The sequence below is a fragment of the Streptomyces amritsarensis genome, assembly GCF_001953875.1.
GTDB lineage: Bacteria > Actinomycetota > Actinomycetes > Streptomycetales > Streptomycetaceae > Streptomyces > Streptomyces amritsarensis.
In genome coordinates this window covers 22,609-43,057 of record NZ_MQUR01000054.1, presented here as the reverse complement: position 1 = coordinate 43,057, position 20,449 = coordinate 22,609, and the positions used below count along the sequence as shown (strand labels likewise).

General features: G+C 72.1%; 20 protein-coding genes and 1 pseudogene. 17 read left to right on the top strand and 4 right to left on the bottom strand.

Annotated elements, in window-relative coordinates:
• Positions 1–7 precede the first annotated feature (7 nt).
• The 8 genes from lepB (at position 8) to AVW11_RS21995 (ending at position 6,593) form a co-directional block, all read left to right on the top strand.
• A complete protein-coding gene (gene lepB / locus AVW11_RS22030) occupies positions 8–790 on the top strand; it encodes a signal peptidase I (protein ID WP_030844508.1) in 783 nt (260 codons plus the stop codon).
• Complete coding sequence (locus tag AVW11_RS22025) at positions 780–1,286, top strand: NUDIX hydrolase (protein ID WP_076045472.1); 507 nt, start codon at positions 780–782, stop codon at positions 1,284–1,286. Before lepB ends, AVW11_RS22025 begins: the two co-directional genes overlap by 11 nt.
• A 55-nt stretch (positions 1,287–1,341) precedes the next feature.
• The gene (locus AVW11_RS22020) at positions 1,342–1,650 is read left to right on the top strand and encodes a DUF2469 domain-containing protein (protein ID WP_005311352.1); all 309 of its coding nucleotides are present in this window, start codon (positions 1,342–1,344) and stop codon (positions 1,648–1,650) included.
• Positions 1,651–1,759: 109 nt separating this feature from the next.
• Positions 1,760–2,131, top strand: a complete 372-nt coding sequence (locus AVW11_RS22015; RefSeq protein WP_030844504.1) for a YraN family protein — start codon at positions 1,760–1,762, stop codon at positions 2,129–2,131.
• Entirely contained in the window at positions 2,131–3,762 is a 1,632-nt protein-coding gene (locus tag AVW11_RS22010; protein ID WP_060176880.1) for a YifB family Mg chelatase-like AAA ATPase, read from the top strand. Before AVW11_RS22015 ends, AVW11_RS22010 begins: the two co-directional genes overlap by 1 nt.
• Complete coding sequence (gene dprA, locus AVW11_RS22005) at positions 3,759–4,937, top strand: DNA-processing protein DprA (protein WP_076045470.1); 1,179 nt, start codon at positions 3,759–3,761, stop codon at positions 4,935–4,937. The genes AVW11_RS22010 and dprA overlap by 4 nt, the downstream gene beginning before the upstream one ends.
• A 209-nt stretch (positions 4,938–5,146) precedes the next feature.
• The gene (gene whiG / locus AVW11_RS22000; RefSeq protein ID WP_037833057.1) at positions 5,147–5,983 is read left to right on the top strand and encodes an RNA polymerase sigma factor WhiG; all 837 of its coding nucleotides are present in this window, start codon (positions 5,147–5,149) and stop codon (positions 5,981–5,983) included.
• A 52-nt stretch (positions 5,984–6,035) separates the two neighbouring features.
• Complete coding sequence (locus tag AVW11_RS21995) at positions 6,036–6,593, top strand: TetR/AcrR family transcriptional regulator (protein ID WP_030844494.1); 558 nt, start codon at positions 6,036–6,038, stop codon at positions 6,591–6,593.
• A gap of 329 nt (positions 6,594–6,922) precedes the next feature.
• On the opposite strand, the pseudogene AVW11_RS38525 reads toward AVW11_RS21995, so the two are convergent.
• Positions 6,923–7,279 (bottom strand): annotated as a pseudogene (locus tag AVW11_RS38525) (M23 family metallopeptidase); the annotation flags it as partial.
• Between the two features lie 251 nt (positions 7,280–7,530).
• On the opposite strand from AVW11_RS38525, the gene rpsB reads away from it, so the two are divergent.
• The 9 genes from rpsB to AVW11_RS21945 all read left to right on the top strand — a co-directional run bounded on the left by rpsB (position 7,531) and on the right by AVW11_RS21945 (position 17,411).
• The gene (gene rpsB, locus AVW11_RS21985) at positions 7,531–8,409 is read left to right on the top strand and encodes a 30S ribosomal protein S2 (RefSeq protein WP_030844489.1); all 879 of its coding nucleotides are present in this window, start codon (positions 7,531–7,533) and stop codon (positions 8,407–8,409) included.
• 135 nt (positions 8,410–8,544) lie between these two features.
• Positions 8,545–9,381, top strand: coding sequence for a translation elongation factor Ts (tsf, locus tag AVW11_RS21980; RefSeq protein ID WP_030844487.1), 837 nt, complete (start codon positions 8,545–8,547; stop codon positions 9,379–9,381).
• A 162-nt stretch (positions 9,382–9,543) separates the two neighbouring features.
• On the top strand, positions 9,544–10,323 hold the full coding sequence (gene pyrH / locus AVW11_RS21975) for a UMP kinase (protein ID WP_030844484.1): 780 nt from the start codon (positions 9,544–9,546) through the stop codon (positions 10,321–10,323).
• 82 nt (positions 10,324–10,405) lie between these two features.
• Positions 10,406–10,963 carry a ribosome recycling factor gene (frr, locus tag AVW11_RS21970; protein ID WP_030028670.1) on the top strand — a complete coding sequence of 186 codons (558 nt, stop codon included), beginning with the start codon at positions 10,406–10,408 and terminating at the stop codon, positions 10,961–10,963.
• Positions 10,963–12,039 (top strand): phosphatidate cytidylyltransferase, encoded by a 1,077-nt coding sequence (locus AVW11_RS21965; RefSeq protein ID WP_060176896.1) that lies wholly within the window; start codon positions 10,963–10,965, stop codon positions 12,037–12,039. The genes frr and AVW11_RS21965 overlap by 1 nt, the downstream gene beginning before the upstream one ends.
• A 133-nt stretch (positions 12,040–12,172) precedes the next feature.
• On the top strand, positions 12,173–13,288 hold the full coding sequence (gene rlmN, locus AVW11_RS21960) for a dual-specificity RNA methyltransferase RlmN (protein WP_030844478.1): 1,116 nt from the start codon (positions 12,173–12,175) through the stop codon (positions 13,286–13,288).
• Between the two features lie 252 nt (positions 13,289–13,540).
• Positions 13,541–14,641: a thiamine ABC transporter substrate-binding protein gene (locus AVW11_RS21955; RefSeq protein ID WP_076045466.1), complete on the top strand. Its 1,101-nt coding sequence runs from the start codon at positions 13,541–13,543 to the stop codon at positions 14,639–14,641.
• 113 nt (positions 14,642–14,754) lie between these two features.
• Positions 14,755–16,371 carry an ABC transporter permease gene (locus AVW11_RS21950; RefSeq protein ID WP_060176898.1) on the top strand — a complete coding sequence of 539 codons (1,617 nt, stop codon included), beginning with the start codon at positions 14,755–14,757 and terminating at the stop codon, positions 16,369–16,371.
• On the top strand, positions 16,371–17,411 hold the full coding sequence (locus AVW11_RS21945; protein WP_173675265.1) for an ABC transporter ATP-binding protein: 1,041 nt from the start codon (positions 16,371–16,373) through the stop codon (positions 17,409–17,411). The genes AVW11_RS21950 and AVW11_RS21945 overlap by 1 nt, the downstream gene beginning before the upstream one ends.
• A gap of 58 nt (positions 17,412–17,469) precedes the next feature.
• Here the strand turns inward: AVW11_RS21945 and AVW11_RS21940 are convergent, their stop codons facing one another.
• Genes AVW11_RS21940 through AVW11_RS21930 form a run of 3 tightly spaced genes read right to left on the bottom strand, consistent with a single transcriptional unit; the run spans position 17,470 to position 20,435 of the window.
• Entirely contained in the window at positions 17,470–18,726 is a 1,257-nt protein-coding gene (locus AVW11_RS21940; protein ID WP_060176899.1) for a cytochrome P450, read from the bottom strand.
• Positions 18,727–18,765: 39 nt separating this feature from the next.
• The gene (locus AVW11_RS21935; RefSeq protein ID WP_240528231.1) at positions 18,766–20,169 is read right to left on the bottom strand and encodes an NAD(P)/FAD-dependent oxidoreductase; all 1,404 of its coding nucleotides are present in this window, start codon (positions 20,167–20,169) and stop codon (positions 18,766–18,768) included.
• Entirely contained in the window at positions 20,166–20,435 is a 270-nt protein-coding gene (locus tag AVW11_RS21930; RefSeq protein WP_076045464.1) for a ferredoxin, read from the bottom strand. Before AVW11_RS21930 ends, AVW11_RS21935 begins: the two co-directional genes overlap by 4 nt.
• Between the last annotated feature and the right edge of the window lie 14 nt (positions 20,436–20,449).

The window sequence follows — 20,449 nt, the reverse complement described above, 5'->3', positions numbered from 1 at the left end:
CGCTGGTATGGGCGGAACAGAAGCGATACGCAGTGGCAAGGATGGCCGCGGCGGTCTCGGCAACGTGCTGTCGGGGATCGCCGTGGCCATCGGCTTTGCGCTCTTCCTCGGCGGATTCGTGTGGGGGGCGCTCGTCTACCAGCCCTACACGGTCCCGACCGACTCGATGATGCCGACGGTGCGCCCGGGCGACCGGCTGCTGGCACAGCGCATCGACGGCAGTGAGGTGCGGCGCGGGGACGTGGTGGTCTTCACTGATTCCATGTGGAGCGACTTGCCCATGGTCAAACGGGTCGTCGGCATCGGCGGCGACACCGTGAAGTGCTGCGGCGCCGACGGCGGGCTGACCGTGAACGGCACCCCGCTGGACGAGCCCTACGCCGACACCAGCCGGCCGGACTCCGGCCTGGCGATGCCGCCCGGGCAGGCCCCGCCCGCCCCCGGGACCCCCTTCGAGGTGACGGTCCCCGAGGGCAATCTCTTCCTGCTGGGCGACCGGCGCGCCGCCTCGCTGGACTCGCGGGCCCACCTCCAGGAGGCCGGGCAGGGCACGGTGCCCCGGTCGGCCGTCAGCGCCCGCGTCGACGCCCTGGCCTGGCCGTCCATGGCGATGCTGGAGCGCCCGAAGACGTACGCCGCCCTGCCCGGCGGGATCTCGGGGCACGGGCCGCTGCGGTTGCAGGCGGCGGCCGTGGCCGCCGGCGCGGCCCTGGTGGTGCTGGGGGCCGCGTACGGGCCGCTGGCCCGGGTCCTGGCGCGCGGTCGGCGGGAGCGGGCCGGTGTCGCCTGAGCCGGCGGGCGGCCGCAGACACCGGCAGGTGTCCCGGGTGATCCTGCTCGACCCGGCGGACCGGATCCTGCTGCTGCACGGCTTCGAACCGGCCGACCCCTCGGACGACTGGTGGTTCACCCCGGGCGGCGGACTGGAGGGGACGGAGACCCGGGCGCAGGCCGCGCTGCGCGAGCTGGCGGAGGAGACCGGCATCACCGAGGTGGAGCTGGGTCCGGTGCTGTGGCACCGCTTCTGCTCCTTCCCCTTCGACGGCCGGCGCTGGGAGCAGGACGAGTGGTACTTCCTGGCCCGGACCAGTCAGACCGCGACCGCGATGGGCGGTCTGACCGAGCTGGAACGGCGCAGCGTCACCGGAGCCAGGTGGTGGACCTCCGAGGAACTTCTCGCGGCACGTGAGACGGTGTACCCGACCAGACTCGCCGAGCTGCTCCGCACGCTGCTCGACGAGGGTCCTCCGGGTGCGCCGGTGGTCCTGGCCCCGGAAATCGTTTAGGGGCGCACGGCGCTGGCGCACAATAGGGGGACGCACGGCTGAAGGGGAACATGCCATGAGTGCCGAGGACCTCGAAAAGTACGAGACCGAGATGGAGCTGAAGCTCTATCGGGAGTACCGCGACGTCGTCGGGCTGTTCAAGTATGTGATCGAGACCGAACGCCGTTTCTACCTCACCAACGACTACGAGATGCAGGTGCACTCGGTGCAGGGCGAGGTGTTCTTCGAGGTCTCGATGGCCGATGCGTGGGTCTGGGACATGTACCGGCCGGCCCGCTTCGTGAAGCAGGTCCGGGTGCTGACCTTCAAGGACGTGAACATCGAGGAGCTCAACAAGAGCGACCTCGAACTGCCCGGAAGCTGAGCCGCCTCACCCGGGAGGGTGACGGGTCCGTCCACAGCGGCCGGGTTTTCCACCAAGATCCACAACGTGGGCGGGGGCGCGGGACCGTCGGTGCCGGAGGTGGTGCCCGATGGACGCGAAGAGCGCGGCACGGCAGGCGATGGGGCGGTACGGCGAGGAGCTCGCGGCACGACGGCTGACCGAGGCCGGGATGACCGTGATCGCACGGAACTGGCGGTGCCGCGGCGGGGAGATCGACATCGTCGCGCGCGACGGGGACGCCCTCGTCGTGTGCGAGGTCAAGACCCGGCGCACGGGCGACTTCGAGCATCCGATGGCCGCGGTACGGGCCGCCAAGGCGGACCGGCTGCGCAGGCTCGCCGGGCGGTGGCTCGCCGACCACGGCGGACCGCCGCCGGGCGGCGTCCGCATCGACCTCGTCGGAATCCTGCTGCCGCGCCGCGGCGCGCCCCTGGTGGAACACGTCAGGGGGGTGGCCTGATGGGGTTCGCGCGGGCCTGCTCCGTGGCCCTGGTCGGCGTCGACGGCGTGGTGGTCGAGGTCCAGGCCGACCTGGAGCCCGGGGTCGCGGCCTTCACCCTGGTGGGGCTGCCGGACAAGACCCTCGTCGAGAGCCGCGACCGGGTGCGTGCCGCCGTGGTCAACTCGGGGGCGGCATGGCCGCAGAAGAAGCTCACGGTCGGGCTGAGCCCGGCCTCCGTTCCGAAGGCGGGCGCGGGGTTCGACCTCGCTGTCGCCGTCGCGGTGCTCGGGGCCGCCGAGGTGGTCGACCCGGCGGTCATCGCCGACCTCGTGCTGATCGGCGAACTCGGGCTGGACGGGCGGGTGCGCCCGGTCCGGGGGATCCTGCCGGCCGTCCTCGCCGCGGCCGAGGCAGGCTACCGGCAGGTGGTCGTTCCGCAGCAGTGCGCCGCCGAGGCCGCGCTCGTGCCGGACGTCTCGGTGCTCGGCGTGCGCAGCCTGCGCCGGCTGATCGCCGTCCTGACCGACGGGGAGGTGCCCGAGGAGGAGCCCGGGGACCCGCCCGGCCGCCCGGACCCGATGCTGGCCGGACTGCTCGTCCCCGGCGCGGGCCTGGGCACCGGTCTCGCCCCCGGCCGTCCCGGCGGGGACTGCACCGACCTACCCGACCTCGCCGATGTGGCGGGGCAGCACACGGCCCGCCGCGCCCTCGAAGTGGCGGCCGCCGGAGGGCACCACCTGTTCCTGAGCGGGCCGCCCGGAGCCGGCAAGACGATGCTGGCCGAGCGGCTGCCCTGGATCCTGCCGCCGCTCACCCGCCAGGACTCCGTGGAGGTCACGGCGGTCCACTCGGTCGCGGGAATCCTGCCGCCCGGCGAGCCGCTGGTCTCCCGGCCGCCGTACTGCGCTCCGCACCACTCGGCGACCATGCAGTCCCTGGTGGGCGGCGGGACCGGGGTGCCCAGGCCGGGAGCGGTCTCCCTGGCACACCGCGGGGTGCTCTTCCTGGACGAGGCGCCGGAGTTCCACAGCCGGGCGCTGGACGCGCTGCGCCAGCCCCTCGAATCGGGACACGTGGTCATCGCCCGCGCGGCCGGAGTGGTACGGCTGCCCGCCCGGTTCCTGATGGTGCTCGCCGCGAATCCCTGTCCCTGCGGGCGGCACACCCTGCTCGGGGCGGGCTGCGAGTGCCCGCCCTCGGTGATCCGGCGCTACCAGGCCCGGCTGTCCGGCCCGTTGCTCGACCGGGTCGACCTGAGGGTGGAGGTCGAGCCCGTGACCCGCGGCGACCTGCTGGGACAGGGCGGCCGCGGGGAGCCCAGCGAGCTGGTCGCCCACCGGGTGCGGGAGGCCCGGGAGCGTGCCGGGGCCCGGCTCGCCGGCACTCCGTGGCGGATCAACTCCGAAGTCCCGGGACAGGAGTTGAGGACCCGTTGGCAGGCCGCCCCGGGTGCCCTGGCGCCGGCCGAGCGGGAGATGGAGCGGGGCATGCTCACCGCCCGCGGGCTCGACCGCGTCCTGCGGGTCGCCTGGACCGTCGCCGACCTGCGGGGGCGGGACCGGCCCGAGCCGCTCGACGTCGCCGTGGCGCTGGAGCTGCGGACCGGCGTCGCCCGCGGGGCCATGTCGCTGACGGGGGCCGGGACATGACCGGGGCGGGGGAGGAGGAACTGCTCGCCCGCGTCGCGCTGACACGGGTGCTGGAGCCCGGCGACGCACGCGGCGGACGCTGGATCCGGGAGCACGGTGCCGCGGGGCTGCTCCGGCTGCTGACCGGCCCGGAGGCGCAGTGGCAGCCTCCGCCCGGGGTGGGGCCGGAACGGCTCGCCGCCTACCGCAGACGCGCGGAGCTGGCCGACCCCCGCCGGGACCTGGAGCTGGCCGCGGGTGCGGGGTGCCGGTTCGTGTTCCCGGGGTGCGCGCAGTGGCCGACGCAGTTGGACGACCTCGGGGACGAACGCCCCGTCGGGCTCTGGCTGCGGGGCCGGCCGAACCTGCGCACCTGGGCGCTGCGTTCGGTCGCCGTGGTCGGGGCCAGGGCCTGCACCCCGTACGGCGCGCACATGGCGCAGACGCTGGCCGCCGGTCTCGCCGAGCGGGGCTGGGTCGTGGTCTCCGGCGCGGCCTTCGGCATCGACGGCGCCGCCCACCGCGGGGCCCTCGCCGCCGGCGGTGCGACCGCGGCGGTGCTCGCCTGCGGGGCGGACGTCGCCTATCCCCGGGGCCACGCCGGGCTGCTCGGCCGGATCGCCGGGCAGGGGCTGGTCGTGGGTGAGTTGCCGCCCGGCAGCCATCCCACGCGCAGCCGGTTCGTCCTGCGCAACCGGGTCATCGCGGCCCTCACCCGCGGCACCGTCGTCGTGGAGGCCGCGCACCGCAGCGGCTCCCTGGTGACCGCCCGGCGGGCCCAGCGCCTCGGACGGTTCACGATGGGCGTCCCCGGGCCCGCCACCAGCGGGCTCTCGGCAGGCGTCCACGAACTGCTGAGGGGCGGTGAGGCCGTGCTGGTCACCGACGCCGCTGAGGTGGTCGAAGTCGTCGGCTCCATGGGGGAGCTGGCACCCGAGCGGCGGGGCCCGGTGCTCGCCCGTGACCTGCTGGACCGGGACACGGCCCGCGTGCTCGAAGCCCTCCCGGCCGGCCGCCCGGCGACCGCGGCCGAGCTGGCACTTGCCGCCGGCACCGGCACCGATGAAGTCATCGGCAGACTGTACGAACTTCACTCTCTGGGGTTCGTCGAACGGCAGGGCGACGGCTGGCAGTTGAGCGGAGATCCGGCCGGCGAGGCCGTACAAACCCGGGTTCCCCGGCGAGGCGGTCGTTGACCTGGGGAGTTCCGGTGAAAGAGTGAAGCCGATGAGAGACGCGATCCTCCCGGTGGCAGTCGCCGGGACCGTGCGCGAGGCGCCGGTCCCGGGTCGCCCGTGCCGCTCGGGGCGCCCCTCGGCCCCCGCGCCATCCCGTACTCTTCGCGCACCGCGACACTCTCGTCACGCTACGCTCCCAAGGAATCCGGCTCCGGCAAAGGCGAAGCATGCCCCAACACACCTCAGGGTCCGACCGCGCAGCGGTGCCCCCCGCTGCCCGCGGCAGCGTGCGGTCCACCGCGCCCTCGTCCCTGGAAGTGCTGTGGCGCTCATACAAGGACTCGGGTGACGAACGGCTGCGGGAGCAGCTGATCCTGCACTACTCGCCCCTCGTGAAATACGTGGCCGGCCGCGTCAGCGTGGGCCTGCCGCCCAACGTGGAGCAGGCAGACTTCGTCTCCTCCGGGGTCTTCGGGCTGATCGACGCCATCGAGAAGTTCGACATCGACCGCTCGATCAAGTTCGAGACGTACGCGATCACCCGGATCCGCGGCGCCATGATCGACGAGCTGCGGGCGCTGGACTGGATCCCCCGCTCGGTCCGGCAGAAGGCGCGGGCCGTGGAGCGGGCCTACGCCACGCTGGAGGCCCAGCTGCGGCGCACCCCGACGGAGAGCGAGGTCGCCGCGGAGATGGGGATCGGCGTGGAGGACCTCCACACCGTCTTCAGCCAGCTGTCGCTGGCGAACGTGGTCGCCCTGGAGGAACTGCTGCACGTCGGCGGGGAGGGCGGCGACCGCCTCTCGCTGATGGACACGCTGGAGGACACCGCCGCCGACAACCCGGTGGAGGTGGCCGAGGACCGCGAACTGCGGCGCATGCTGGCACGGGCCATCAACACGCTGCCCGAGCGGGAGAAGACCGTGGTGACCCTCTACTACTACGAGGGGCTCACCCTGGCCGAGATCGGCAACGTGTTGGGCGTCACCGAGAGCCGGGTCAGTCAGATCCACACCAAGTCCGTGCTGCAACTGCGGGCAAAGTTGGCAGATGTGGGGCGGTGAGCTTGCGCTACCTCCGTAGAGTGGATGTGTGCCCAGGATTCGAGCGGCCTCCGTGGCCGAGCACCGGTCGATGCAGCGCGGCGCCCTCTTGGACGCCGCGCGCTCCCTGCTGTCCGAAGGCGGTACGGAGGCGCTGACCTTCCCCGCCCTGGCGGAGCGGACCGGACTCGCCCGGTCCTCCGTGTACGAGTACTTCCGCTCCCGCGCGGCCGTCGTCGAAGAGCTGTGCGCCGTGGACTTCCCCGTGTGGGCCGCCGAGATCGAGGCGGCGATGGAACGGGCCGATGAGCCGGAGGCGAAGGTCGAGGCCTACGTACGCAGCCAGCTCGACCTGGTGGGGGACCGGCGGCACCGGGCGGTCGTGGCCATCTCGGCCAGCGAGCTGGACCCCGGAGCCCGGGAGAAGATCCGCGCCGCGCACGGCGGTCTGATCGCGATGATCGTCGAGGCGCTGGCCGCCCTCGGGCAGCAGGAGCCGAGGCTGGCCGCGATGCTGCTCCAGGGGGTCGTGGACGCGGCCGTGCGCCGTATCGAGCTCGGCGCCGCGGAGGACCCCGAGGTCATCACGGAGACGGCCCTCGCCATCGCGCTGCGGGGCGTCCGGGGCTGAGCCCCGCCGCGACCGGCGGACACCGCGCCGTCCCACCTGCCGCCCGCTGCCGTGCCGGGTCCGCGCGCCGGTCCGCGCCCGCGGCCGTGCCCAGGTCTACGGGCCGAGCCCGCGCGTAGGTTGGCGCCCGCGGCCGTGCCGACGCCTGGGGCGGCGGTCGGGCCCGGGTCCGTCACCGGGTCTGCGGCCGGGCCGCGGCCTGGGCCGGGGGCGGCGTCCGGGTGCGGGTCCGGCAGAAGGCGCGCGGTGGGCCGCGCCAGGAGCGTCAGCGGGTTGAGGTACGCCTCCCCCGACAGCAGGCCCCAGTGCAGGCACGGCGCCGGACAGTGGGACCCCTCCGCTAGCACCGCCACCACCTGCCCCGCCGCGACCTCCTCGCCCTCCGCGACCAGCGGCCGGACCGGCTCGTAGGTCGTGCGCAGCCCGTTCGGAAGGGCGAGCGAGAGGACCCCGCGGCCCGCGACCTGCCCGGCATGGTGGACCCGGCCGGCGGCGACCGCCCGCAGCTCCGCGCCCACCGGCGCGGCCAGGTCCACCCCGCGGTGGCCGGCCGCGTACGGGGTCGGGGGCGGATCCCACCAGCGCGCCACCACCAGCGGCGCGGGCAGCGGGCGGACCACGGGGCGGGCCGTCGGCAGGGCCGTCTGGGCCAGGACCAGGAGCAGGCTGAGCAGCAGCGTCGTCATGCACCGCAGCGTCCCGCGGAACCCCGGGCCGACGGGCCCGGCTGTGGACGGCCCCGGCACTGTGGACAACGGCGTCACCCGGCATACCGCCGGGTCCCGTACACTTCTTGTGGCGATCCGGGTCACCGGGTCGACTTCGCACGCCCCGGCACCAGCCCCAAACGGCCAGGTGACAGCGTCTCTCGGTCCCCTCATGGGGGCAGGGCGCGGTGGGGCGTCAGGAACCAAACCGAGAAACCAAGGAGATGGCCATGGCCGTCGTCACGATGCGGGAGCTGCTGGAAAGCGGCGTCCACTTCGGTCACCAGACCCGCCGTTGGAACCCGAAGATGAAGCGCTTCATCTTCACGGAGCGCAACGGCATCTACATCATCGACCTGCTGCAGTCGCTGTCGTACATCGACCGCGCCTACGAGTTCGTGAAGGAGACCGTCGCGCACGGTGGCTCCATCATGTTCGTCGGCACCAAGAAGCAGGCGCAGGAGGCCATCGCCGAGCAGGCGACGCGCGTCGGCATGCCGTACGTCAACCAGCGCTGGCTGGGTGGCATGCTCACCAACTTCTCCACCGTCTACAAGCGCCTCCAGCGTCTGAAGGAGCTTGAGGCGATCGACTTCGAGGACGTCGCCGCCTCGGGTCTCACCAAGAAGGAGCTCCTGGTCCTCTCCCGCGAGAAGGCCAAGCTGGAGAAGACCCTCGGTGGTATCCGCGAGATGTCGAAGGTCCCCAGCGCCGTCTGGATCGTCGACACCAAGAAGGAGCACATCGCGGTCGGTGAGGCGCGCAAGCTGCACATCCCGGTCGTCGCGATCCTCGACACCAACTGCGACCCCGACGAGGTCGACTACAAGATCCCGGGCAACGACGACGCGATCCGTTCCGTCACCCTGCTCACCCGCGTGATCGCCGACGCCGTCGCCGAGGGCCTCATCGCCCGCTCCGGCGCTGCGACCGGTGACTCGAAGCCGGGCGAGAAGGCCGCCGCCGAGCCGCTCGCCGAGTGGGAGCGCGACCTGCTCGAGGGTGACAAGAAGGCTGACGAGGCTGCTCCGGCCGCCGACGCCGCCGCCGAGGCTGCTCCGGCCGCCGAGGCCGTCGAGGCCCCGGCCGCCGACGCCGAGCAGGCCTGACCCACTGGGAGCGCCCGGCGTTCACGCGCAGGGCACTCACAGCACGGACGATGACGGCGGGGGAGCCGCGCCACGAGCGCGGCGCCTCCGCCGTTCACCCGTAGATCTACGACTTCGAGAGAGAATCACAGACTCATGGCGAACTACACCGCCGCTGACGTCAAGAAGCTCCGCGAGCTCACCGGCGCCGGCATGCTGGACTGCAAGAACGCGCTCGTGGACGCCGACGGTGACGTCGAGAAGGCCCAGGAAGCCCTCCGCATCAAGGGCCAGAAGGGCGTCGCCAAGCGCGAGGGCCGTTCTGCCGAGAACGGTGCCGTCGTCTCCCTCATCGCCGACGACAACACCTCCGGTGTCATCGTCGAGCTGAAGTGCGAGACCGACTTCGTCGCCAAGGGCGAGAAGTTCCTGGCCGTCGCCAACCAGCTGGCCGCGCACGTCGCCGCCACCTCCCCGGCCGACATCGAGGCGCTGCTCGCGTCCGAGATCGAGCCCGGCAAGACCGTCACCGCTTTCGTCGACGAGGCCAACGCCAACCTCGGCGAGAAGATCGTCCTGGACCGCTTCGCGCAGTTCACCGGCGGTTACGTGACCGCGTACATGCACCGCACGATGCCCGACCTGCCGTTCCAGATCGGCGTCCTGGTCGAGCTCGACAAGGAGAACGCCGAGGTCGCCCGCGGCGTCGCGCAGCACATCGCCGCGTTCGCCCCGCAGTGGCTGTCCGCCGAGGACGTCCCGGCCGAGAAGGTCGAGTCCGAGCGCCGCATCGCCGAAGAGGTCACCCGCGCGGAGGGCAAGCCCGAGGCTGCCATCGCGAAGATCGTCGAGGGTCGCGTCAACGGCTTCTTCAAGGACGCCACGCTGCTCGGCCAGGCCTACGCCCTGGACAACAAGAAGTCCGTCCAGAAGGTTCTGGACGAGGCCGGTGTCACCCTGAAGCGCTTCACCCGCATCAAGGTCGGCATCTGAGTCCGTCCGTACGCGACGGACACCGGACCCCGGTAGGGTCTGAAGCAGTCGTCCGCGCTTGCGCGAGGCGACCGCAGATCTGACGAGGAGGCCATTGCCGTAGAGGGAACCGCAAGGACCCACCGGCAATGGCCTTCTTCGTATGTGCACGAGGAGATCTCCATGAATCAGGGCGTGGACCCCCACACCGCATCCGACGACAAGAGCGACCAGTACAAGAAGGGCCGCCGCTTCATGCTGAAGCTGTCGGGCGAGGCCTTCTCCGGTGGCGGAGGACTGGGCGTCGACCCCGACGTCGTCCACGCCATCGCGCGTGAGATCGCCGCGGTGGTCCGCGACGGCGCGGAGATCGCCGTCGTGATCGGCGGCGGCAATTTCTTCCGAGGCGCCGAGCTCCAGCAGCGCGGCATGGACCGGGCGCGGTCCGACTACATGGGCATGCTCGGCACGGTCATGAACTGCCTCGCGCTCCAGGACTTCCTGGAGAAGGAGGGCATCGACTCCCGCGTGCAGACGGCCATCACCATGGGCCAGGTCGCGGAGCCGTACATCCCGCTGCGCGCCGTGCGCCACCTGGAGAAGGGCCGCGTCGTCATCTTCGGCGCCGGCATGGGCATGCCCTACTTCTCCACCGACACCACGGCCGCCCAGCGCGCCCTGGAGATCGACGCCGAGGCCCTCCTCATGGGCAAGAACGGTGTCGACGGGGTCTACGACTCCGACCCGAAGAAGAACCCGGACGCGGTGAAGTTCGACGCGCTGGAGTACGGCGAGGTGCTCTCGCGCGACCTCAAGGTCGCCGATGCCACCGCGATCACCCTCTGCCGTGACAACAAGCTGCCGATCCTCGTCTTCGAGCTGCTCGCCGAGGGCAATATCGCCCGCGCCGTCAAGGGTGAGAAGATCGGCACGCTCGTGAGCGACGAGGAAACCCGGGCCTGAGCAGTCCGCTGCCGGTCCGGGTGGCCCCGACCGGCCCGCCCGCCCGCCCGAACCATCCATTCAAGACATGCAGGAGCACGTGGTGATCGAAGAAATCCTCCTCGAGGCCGAGGAGAAGATGGAGAAGGCCGTCGTCGTCGCGAAGGAGGACTTCGCCGCGATCCGTACCGGCCGTGCGCACCCGGCGATGTTCAACAAGATCGTCGCCGACTACTACGGCGCCATCACGCCCATCAACCAGCTCGCCTCCTTCGCGGTTCCCGAGCCGCGCATGGCCATCGTGACGCCGTTCGACGCGTCCGCGCTGCGCAACATCGAGCAGGCCATCCGCGACTCCGACCTCGGGGTCAACCCGAGCAACGACGGCCGCATCATCCGGGTGACCTTCCCCGAGCTGACCGGGGAGCGCCGCAAGGAGTACATCAAGGTCGCCAAGAACAAGGCCGAGGACTCCAAGGTCTCCATCCGCTCCGTCCGCCGCAAGGCCAAGGACGCCCTCGACAAGCTCGTCAAGGACAAGGAGGCGGGCGAGGACGAGGTCCGTCGCGCGGAGAAGGAGCTCGACGACACCACCGCGAAGTACGTCGCGCAGGTGGACGAGCTCCTCAAGCACAAGGAAGCCGAGCTCCTCGAAGTCTGATGAACGACTCTTCCTGGCAGCCGGAGCCGGTTCCGGCGGGTCCCGCATACGATGCGCAGGTGGGCCCGCACACTCGGCCCATGCCCATCGTGCCCGATGCCGCCGGCCGTGACTTCGACGACCGGGAAGCACGCGACAGAGGGGCCGTCTCGGACGGCGGCTCCCTCTTCCGCGCCGATACGCCGCCGCAGGAGCCCATGCCCAGCCCCCCGCCCCCGCATGCCGAGCACCCGCAGGACTCCTCCCCCCCGCCGCAGAAGAAGCGGGCGGGGCGGGACCTGCGTGCCGCGATAGGGGTCGGCGTCGGTCTCGGCGCGGTGATCTTCGCATCGCTCCTGATCGTCAAGGCGGTCTTCGTCGGCGTCATCGTCGTCGCCGTCGTCGTCGGGCTGTGGGAGCTCACCTCCCGGCTGCAGGAGAAGAAGGGCATCAAGGCCCCTCTGGTCCCGCTCGCGGTCGGTGGCGCGGCCATGGTCATCGCCGGATACGTCCGGGGGGCCGAGGGCGCCTGGGTGGCCATGGCGCTGACCGTGCTGGCCGTCCTGGTGTGGCGGATGACCGAACCGCCCGAGGACTACCTCAAGGACGTCACGGCGGGCGCCTTCGCGGCGTTCTACGTGCCCTTCCTGGCCACCTTCGTGGCGATGCTGCTGACCGCCGACGACGGGCCGCAGCGTGTGATCACCTTCCTGCTCCTGACCGTGGTCAGCGACACCGGGGCCTACGCGGTGGGCTGGCGCTTCGGGAAGACCAAGCTCGCGCCGCGCATCAGCCCCGGCAAGACCCGCGAGGGGCTCTTCGGCGCGGTGGCCTTCGCCATGGCCGCCGGCGCGCTCTGCATGGAGTTCCTGATCGACGGCGGCGCCTGGTGGCAGGGGCTGCTGCTCGGCCTCGCGGTCGCGGTCAGCGCCACCCTGGGCGACCTGGGCGAGTCGATGATCAAGCGGGACCTGGGCATCAAGGACATGGGCACCCTGCTGCCGGGGCACGGCGGCATCATGGACCGGCTGGACTCGCTGCTGCCCACCGCTCCGGTGGTGTGGCTGCTGCTGGCCGCTTTCGTGGGCACCGGCTGAGAGGTCCCGGTCGGGTTATCCTGGAGGGCGCGCCGCGTGTACGCGGCGCGCCCTTTCCGTCCAGCGGCTTCAGTCGCGGACCGGCCCTGCACGCGCGGGGTGACCCCCACCTCGTCGTACTGAGGAGTACCGCATGGCCCCCCGTCCCGCTCCGGGTGAGCTCACCTTCGTCGCTCCCCGCGGGGCCAAGAAGCCGCCCCGGCACCTCGCCGACATGACCCCGGCCGAGCGCCGCGAAGCGGTCGCCGCGATCGGTGAGAAGCCCTTCCGGGCCAAGCAGCTCTCCCAGCACTACTTCGCCCGCTACGCCCACGACCCGGCCGAGTGGACGGACATCCCCGCGGGCTCCCGGACCAGGCTTCAGCAGGAGCTCCTCCCGGACCTGATGACCGTCATCCGGCACATCAGCTGCGACGACGACACCACCCGCAAGACCCTGTGGAAGCTGCACGACGGCACGCTCGTCGAGTCCGTGCTGATGCGCTACCCCGACCGGGTCACCATGTGCATCTCCTCGCAGGCCGGCTGCGGTATGAACTGCCCGTTCTGCGCCACGGGCCAGGCGGGCCTGGACCGCAACCTCTCCACCGCCGAGATCGTGCACCAGATCGTCGACGGCATGCGCGCGCTGCGCGACGGAGAGGTCCCCGGCGGCCCCGCCCGGCTGTCGAACATCGTCTTCATGGGCATGGGCGAGCCGCTCGCCAACTACAACCGCGTCGTCGGCGCCATCCGCCGGCTCACCGACCCGGAGCCCGACGGCCTGGGCCTGTCCCAGCGCGGTATCACCGTCTCCACCGTCGGCCTGGTCCCGGCCATGCTGCGCTTCGCCGACGAGGGCTTCAAGTGCCGTCTCGCCGTCTCGCTGCACGCCCCGGACGACGAGCTGCGCGACACCCTGGTCCCGGTGAACACCCGCTGGAAGGTCCGCGAGGTCCTCGACGCCGCCTGGGAGTACGCCGAGAAGTCCGGCCGACGCGTCTCGATCGAGTACGCCCTGATCCGCGACATCAACGACCAGGCCTGGCGGGGCGACCTCCTGGGCCGGCTGCTCAAGGGCAAGCGCGTACACGTCAACCTGATCCCGCTGAACCCGACGCCCGGCTCGAAGTGGACCGCCTCGCGGCCCGAGGACGAGAAGGCCTTCGTCGAGGCGATCGCCCGCCACGGTGTGCCCGTGACCGTACGGGACACCCGCGGCCAGGAGATCGACGGCGCGTGCGGCCAGCTGGCGGCCTCGGAGCGCTAGCTTCCGCTTCCGGCCGGCCTCATTCGGCCACGGGGTACCCTGTGGCCGAACCAATTGCATATTCCGACAGGGGAGCGCCACAGCGCTGAGAGTGCGGTATCCGTCATCCGCAGACCCTCTGAACCTCGCCCCGGTCATTCGGGGTAGGAAGTTCGGTCACCACTCAAGCTGTTGCGCCCTGCCCGGCGTCCGCTCCCACAGAGCGCCGGGCAGGGCCGCGTCTTCTCCTGGTCATCCCAGGAGGAATCACCAGTGAGCACCACCAAGAAGATCGCGGGCGCCGCGCTCGCGGCCGCGCTGGGCGTCACCACGCTCAGCGCCTGCGGCGGCGGCGACGCCAAGGACAAGACCGCGGGCACCAGCGACGCCCCGAAGTCCAAGACGGTCACGCTCGTCTCCCACGACTCCTTCAACGTGACCGAAGCGGTCCTCAAGGAGTTCGAGCAGCAGAGCGGCTACACCGTCAAGGTGCTGAAGTCCGGCGACGCCGGCGCCGCCCTGAACCAGGAGATCCTCACCAAGGGCTCCCCCCGCGGCGACGTCTTCTTCGGCGTCGACAACACCCTGCTCTCCCGGGCCCTCGACAACGGCATCTTCACCCCGTACGAGGCCAAGGGCCTGGCCGACGTGAAGCCCGAGTACGTGCTCGACCAGGAGCACCGGGTCACCCCGGTCGACTCCGGCGACATCTGCGTCAACTACGACAAGGCCTACTTCGCCGACAAGAAGATCGCCCCGCCGCAGACGCTGGACGACCTGGTCAAGCCCGAGTACAAGAACCTGCTGGTCGTCGAGAACGCCGCGACCTCCTCTCCCGGCCTCGGCTTCATGCTCGCCTCCGTCGGCAAGTACGGCGAGGAGGGCTGGAAGGACTACTGGAGCAAGCTGAAGGCCAACGGCGTCGAGGTCGTCGACGGCTGGGAGCAGGCCTACAACGAGCGCTTCTCCGGCTCCGCCGGCGGCAAGAAGGCCAAGGGCGACCGCCCGCTGGTCGTCTCCTACGCCTCCAGCCCGCCGGTCGAGGTGCTGTACGGCGAGCCGCAGCCCGCCGAGGCCCCGACGGGTGTCTCCACCGGCACCTGCTTCCGCCAAGTCGAGTTCGCGGGCCTGCTGAAGGGCGCGAAGAACGAGGAGGGCGGCAAGGCCCTCGTGGACTTCCTGATCAGCAAGAAGTTCCAGGAGGACATGCCCCTCCAGATGTTCGTGAACCCCGTGACCAAGGACGCCGCGCTGCCGGAGCTGTTCACCAAGCACGGAGTGGTGGTCGACAAGCCCGAGAACGTCACCCCGGAGGCCATCGCCAAGAACCGTGAGCAGTGGGTCAAGGCATGGACCGCGCTCGTCGTGAAGTAAGCGGTACGAAGGAGCCGGGCGCGGCGTCCCACGACGCCGCCCCGGTCCCCGGACCGGGGAGGACACCCGGACAGGGCGAGAGCGGGCGCGCCACCGCCGTCCGCCTCGCCCTGATGGCCGTCCCCCTCGCCTTCTTCGGGCTGTTCTTCGCCTACCCCGTCACCGCGATCGTCGGCCGCGGCCTCAAGACCGACACCGGCTGGCAGTTCGACCGGTTCGGCGAGGTCCTGGCCCGGCCCGACATCGCCGACGTGCTGTGGTTCACCACCTGGCAGGCGCTCGCCTCCACCGTGCTCACGCTGCTGATCGCGCTCCCCGGCGCCTACGTCTTCGCGCGCTTGGAGTTCCCCGGCAAGGAGCTGCTGCGGGCGGTGGTGACCGTCCCCTTCGTGCTCCCGACCGTGGTCGTGGGCACCGCCTTCCTCGCGCTGCTCGGGCGCGGCGGACTGCTGGACGAGCAGGCCGGGATCCGCCTCGACACCACCGTCTGGGCGATCCTGCTCGCACACGTCTTCTTCAACTACGCCGTCATCGTCCGCACGGTCGGCGGTCTGTGGGCCCAGCTCGACCCGCGCCAGGAGGAAGCCGCACGGGTGCTGGGCGCGGGCCGCTTCGCCGCCTGGCGGCGGGTGACGCTGCCCGCGCTGGCCCCGGCCGTGGCCGCGGCCTCCCTGATGGTGTTCCTCTTCACCTTCAGCTCCTTCGGCGTCGTCCTGATCCTGGGCGGACCCGCCTACTCCACCCTGGAGGTGGAGGTCTACCGGCAGACCGCGCAGCTCCTGGACCTGTCGACGGCGGCCGTGCTGACGATGGTGCAGTTCGCCGCGATCGGCGCGATCCTCGCCCTGCACGCCTGGACCGTGCGCCGGCGCGAGAGCGCACTGCGCCTCGTCGACCCGGGCCGCACCACGCACCGGCCGCGCGGCTGGGCGCAGCGCACCCTGCTCGGCGCCGTCCTGCTCACCATCGGGCTGCTCATCGTGGCGCCGCTGGCCGTGCTGGTCGAGCGCTCCTTCGACACCCCGGGCGGTTACGGACTCGGCTTCTACCGGGCCCTGCAGGACGCCGGCGCCGGCGGCGGCACCTTCCTGGTGCCGCCGCTGGAGGCGATCTGGAACTCCCTGCAGTACGCGCTCGCCGCCACCGCGATCGCCCTGGTCGTCGGGGGGCTCGCGGCCGCGGCCCTGACCCGGCGCGGGGGCCGCTTCGTCCGCGGCTTCGACGCGATGCTGATGCTCCCGCTGGGGGTGTCCGCCGTGACCGTGGGCTTCGGCTTCCTGATCACCCTGGACGAGCCGCCGCTGGACCTGCGGACCTCCTGGATCCTGGTGCCGCTGGCGCAGGCCCTGGTGGGCGTGCCCTTCGTCGTGCGGACCATGCTGCCGGTCCTGCGCGCGGTGGACGGGCGGCTGCGGGAGGCGGCCGCCGTGCTCGGCGCGTCACCGCTGCGCGCCTGGCGGGAGGTGGACCTCCCGCTGGTGCGGCGGGCGCTGCTCATCGCGGCCGGGTTCGCCTTCGCGGTGTCGCTCGGGGAGTTCGGCGCGACCGTCTTCATCGCGCGGCCGGACCAGCCGACGCTGCCGGTGGCCGTGGCGCGGCTGCTGGGGCGGGCGGGCGAGCTGAACTACGGGCAGGCGATGGCCTTGAGCACGATCCTGATGCTGGTGTGCGCGGTGTCCCTGCTGGTGCTGGAGCGACTGCGACCCGACAAGACCTCCGGAGAGTTCTGATGACACTGCTTCAGCTGGAAGGGGTGTCGGTCCGCTTCGGCGAGCGCGCGGTCGTCGACTCCGTGGACCTGGCGGTGGCCGAGCACGAGATCGTGTGCGTGCTGGGCCCGAGCGGCAGCGGGAAGTCCACGCTGCTGCGGGTCGTCGCCGGGCTCCAGCAGGTGTCCGCGGGGCGGGTGCTGCTGGACGGGGCGGACCAGGCCGCCGTACCGGTGCACCGGCGGGGTGTGGGCCTGATGTTCCAGGACCACCAGCTCTTCCCGCACCGCGACGTCGGCGCGAACGTCTCCTTCGGTCTGCGGATGCGCGGCGGCGGACGCGGTCCGGGGCGCGGATCGCACCCGGCACGGGTCGCCGAGCTGCTGGAACTGGTCGGGCTCCCCGGGGCCCAGGGGCGCGCCGTGGCCTCCCTGTCCGGCGGTGAGCAGCAGCGGGTGGCGCTGGCCCGGGCGCTGGCGCCGTCGCCGCGGCTGCTGATGCTGGACGAGCCGCTCGGGCAGCTGGACCGGGGGCTGCGGGAGCGGCTCGTGGTGGAGCTGCGGGGCCTGTTCTCGCGGCTCGGGACGACGGTCCTGGCCGTCACGCACGACCAGGGGGAGGCCTTCGCCCTGGCCGACCGGGTCGTGGTGATGCGGGACGGCCGGATCGCGCAGGCCGGGACGCCGCTGGAGGTGTGGCAGCGTCCGGCCTCGGAGTTCGTGGCGCGCTTCCTCGGCTTCGAGAACGTGGTCCCGGCGACGGTGACGGGCGCGGCCGCCGCGACCGTATGGGGCAGGGTCCCGGTCCCGGCCGGCTCCCCCGAGGGGGAGCAGCGGCTGCTGATCCGCCCGGCGGGAGTCGTGCTCGGCGAGGCGGGCCTGCGCTGCGAGGTGGTGTCCCGGACCTTCCGCGGCACGCACGTCGCGCTGCTGCTGCGGCCGGAGGGCGGCCCGGTGCTGGAGGCGGAGTGCGGCCTGGCGGGGGCTCCGGCCGTCGGCGACCGGGTCGCCGTGGCCTTCACCCCCGCCGAGGTCGTCGTCCTCCCGCCGGGCGATCGCTAGTGCCGTGCCGGGCGTCGCGACCCGGTGAACCTTGCCGGGCACAGCACCAGGAGCCGGCTCAGGCGGCCTTCGGCAGGACGCCGTCGCAGGCGATCGGCAGGTGCCGGGGCCCGCGCAGCACCGCGTTCTGGCGGTACGGCGGCGGGTCCTCCAGCAGCCGGGGGTTCTCCAGCCGGCGGGCCAGCTCGCTCAGCGCCATCTGGGCCTCCTGCCGGGCCAGCGGCGCCCCGAAGCAGCTGTGGATGCCGCTGCCCAGCCCGAGGTGCTGGATGTCCTTGCGGTCCGGGTCGAAGCGGTCGGGGTTCTCGAAGCGCTTGGGGTCGCGGTTGCCGGACGCCAGGATCAGCCACAGGGACGCGCCCTTGGGGATGTTGACCCCCGCGACCTCGATGTCGGAGAGCGTGGTGCGCTGCGGCAGCAACTGCACGGGCGGCTCGTACCGCAGCAGCTCCTCCACGATCGGGACGGACAGTCCGGGCTCCTTGCGCAGCCGCTGGAGGACGTCCGGGTGGCGCAGCAGGGTCAGCATCCCGTTGGTGATCAGGTTGACCGTGGTCTCGTGGCCCGCGATCAGCAGCAGCGCGGAGGTGCTGAGCGCCTCCATCGTGGTCATCGCGCCGTCCGGGCCGTCCGCGGTCGCCAACTGGGACAGCATGTCGTCGCCAGGGTTCTTGCGCCGCTCCTCGATCAGCCCGGCCAGGTACATGCCCAGCTCCATGCGGGCGTCCGCGGTGCCCTGGCCGCGCCGGGTGGGGTCCGCGTCCGGATCCGGGTCCAGGCTGGCCGCGAGGGTCTCCGCCCAGACGTGGAAGCGGGGCTCGTCCTCGTGGGGCACCCCGAGCAGCCGGCAGATCACCGACACCGGGAACGGGTACGCGAACTGGTCGACGAGGTCGACCCGGTCCAGGTTCCCGGTGGCGGCGATGTTGTCGATGAGCCCGTCCACGAGGCCGTGGAGCTCGTCGCGCATGTCGTGCACCCGGTGCGGTGAGTGCGGAGGCCCGAACGGCCGGTTCGTCATCCGCCGCAGGCGGTCGTGGTCGGGCGGGTCGAGCTTGAGGAAGGAGGGCGGCAGCGCCGTCCCCTCGTCGTCGGCCGACTGCCCCAGGGGATCGTCACCGGTCGACTTCAGGTTGCGCGAGTCGGAGCTGATCCGCGGGTCGTGCAGCAGGCTCTGGATCTCGTAGTACGTGCTGACGACGTACGGGCCGTTCCCATCGTGGGACACCGGGGTCTTGCGGAGCTCCTCGTACAGCGGATACGGGTTGGCCCGGTTCGCGTAGTCGATGATCTCCCGCAGGAGGGCTTGGGTCATGACGGGTCCTCGTGATCCTCGGGGGCGGTCGCGGCGCGGTCAGCGCCCGGGGGTGAAGGTCATCTTCCGGTCGGCCGGCGAGTAGCCGCTGAGGGTGATGGTCGGGCCGTGGGTCGGGACCGAGGGGTCGGGGAAGTCCGCCGGCAGGGGCTTGTTCCCCTCAGGCCTGCGGTCCACCGTGGCGAACGGCGGCGGGAACGGCGCGGTGCTCTCGATCTGGTGCTCGTAGAACGGCAGCCACCGGCAGTTGTCGAAGGTCACGGCGGCGATCACCCGCCCCTGGTAGCCGTAGACGGCCGCGAACCGGCGCTCGGCGAGCGATCCCTGCGTGATGAGGATCTCGGTGCCCATCGGCGGCACCCCGACCGACTTGATGTTCACGCCGAACTGCGAGGACCAGAAGGCCGGCACCCACAGGTGGGGGCGGCGGTCCGCGCTCTCGCTGAGCATGTTGTGCGCGGCGGTGTCGGCCTGCGCGACGGCATTGCCCCAGTGTTCCAGCGACAGGAACTGGTAGCCGAACAGGGCGTGCGGGGAACGCGCCACGTCACCGGCCACGTAGATGTCGTCGGTGACGATGCCGCGGATGTCGAAGGCCCGGCAGCCCGCGTCGCAGGCGATGCCCCGGGGGCCGGCGCCGAGCCCGGACCCGGCGAGCCACTCGGTGTTGCGCTGCGCGCCGAGGGAGACGACCACCACGTCGGCCTCGACGGTGGAGCCGTCCGACAGGTGGGCGGCGCGGACCCGTCCGGAGGGGTCGCCCTCCAGGGCGGTGACCATGACGCCGGTGCGCAGGTCGACCCCGTGCTCGCGGTGCATCTCGGCCGCCACCTCGCCGATCACCCCGCCGAGCGCGCCGACGAGCGGGGCGCCACCCCGTTCGGCGACGGTCACGTTCAGGCCGCGTTCCCGGCAGGCGGAGGCGATCTCGGACCCGGTGAACCCGGCTCCGATGACGAGCACGCGGCGCGGGTTGTCGGCGAGGGCGCGTTGCAGGCCTTCGCCGTCGTCGCGGGTGCGCAGGACGAAGACCCCTTGCAGGGATCCCTCCTCCTCGTTGGGCCACGGCCTGGCCCGTACGCCGGTGGCGATCAGCAGCCGGTCGTACTCGACCTCGTCGCCGTTGCCGAGCCGGACCCGGCGGGCGGTCATGTCCAGGCCGGTCGCGGGTACTCCGAGGCGCCAGTCGGCGTCGATCGCCCGGCGGCGGGGAAGCGCCGTGTGGTCCGCGAGCGCGTTGCCCAGCAGGACCTGCTTGGACAGCGGGGGCCGGTCGTACGGCTCGTGGGGTTCGTCGCCGATCAGCGTGAGCGAACCGGCGAACCCCTTATCCCGCATGGTCTCGGCGGCCCGCAGACCCGCGAGCGAAGCGCCGACGATGACGATGCGGCCTTCGCGCTTGAGGTGCTCCAGGGCCCCGTCGCGGATGCGTTCACCGGTCACCGTGCGCCTCCGGATGCGGATGCGGCGCCGGCCCCGGCGACGGTGTCCTGGGACACCATGCCCGCCATGTCCTCGTCCGTGAGTTCGAGGAGGATCGCGCCGACGGGGCACGCGGCCACGGCGCGGACGACGTCCTCGCGCTGCTCGGCGGGCGCCTCCGGGTTGTAGAGGAGCGACTCGTCGCCGTGCATGGCGAAGACGTCGGGAGCGAGGAAGGCGCACTGTGCGTATCCCTGGCAGCGGTTGAGGTCGACGACAAGCCTCATGACGGATCTGCCTT

Bases quoted from the DNA above. Each gene is read 5' to 3' on its own strand.
- pyrH (WP_030844484.1), top strand. From the start codon at position 9,544: ATGAATCAGGGCGTGGACCCCCACACCGCATCCGACGACAAGAGCGAC.
- AVW11_RS22015 (WP_030844504.1), top strand. From the start codon at position 1,760: ATGGACGCGAAGAGCGCGGCACGGCAGGCGATGGGGCGGTACGGCGAG.
- AVW11_RS22010 (WP_060176880.1), top strand. From the start codon at position 2,131: ATGGGGTTCGCGCGGGCCTGCTCCGTGGCCCTGGTCGGCGTCGACGGC.
- AVW11_RS21950 (WP_060176898.1), top strand. From the start codon at position 14,755: ATGGCCGTCCCCCTCGCCTTCTTCGGGCTGTTCTTCGCCTACCCCGTC.
- AVW11_RS21930 (WP_076045464.1), bottom strand. From the start codon at position 20,435: ATGAGGCTTGTCGTCGACCTCAACCGCTGCCAGGGATACGCACAGTGC.
- rlmN (WP_030844478.1), top strand. From the start codon at position 12,173: ATGGCCCCCCGTCCCGCTCCGGGTGAGCTCACCTTCGTCGCTCCCCGC.
- dprA (WP_076045470.1), top strand. From the start codon at position 3,759: ATGACCGGGGCGGGGGAGGAGGAACTGCTCGCCCGCGTCGCGCTGACA.
- tsf (WP_030844487.1), top strand. From the start codon at position 8,545: ATGGCGAACTACACCGCCGCTGACGTCAAGAAGCTCCGCGAGCTCACC.
- whiG (WP_037833057.1), top strand. From the start codon at position 5,147: ATGCCCCAACACACCTCAGGGTCCGACCGCGCAGCGGTGCCCCCCGCT.
- lepB (WP_030844508.1), top strand. From the start codon at position 8: ATGGGCGGAACAGAAGCGATACGCAGTGGCAAGGATGGCCGCGGCGGT.
- AVW11_RS21945 (WP_173675265.1), top strand. From the start codon at position 16,371: ATGACACTGCTTCAGCTGGAAGGGGTGTCGGTCCGCTTCGGCGAGCGC.
- AVW11_RS22020 (WP_005311352.1), top strand. From the start codon at position 1,342: ATGAGTGCCGAGGACCTCGAAAAGTACGAGACCGAGATGGAGCTGAAG.
- rpsB (WP_030844489.1), top strand. From the start codon at position 7,531: ATGGCCGTCGTCACGATGCGGGAGCTGCTGGAAAGCGGCGTCCACTTC.
- AVW11_RS21965 (WP_060176896.1), top strand. From the start codon at position 10,963: ATGAACGACTCTTCCTGGCAGCCGGAGCCGGTTCCGGCGGGTCCCGCA.
- AVW11_RS21940 (WP_060176899.1), bottom strand. From the start codon at position 18,726: ATGACCCAAGCCCTCCTGCGGGAGATCATCGACTACGCGAACCGGGCC.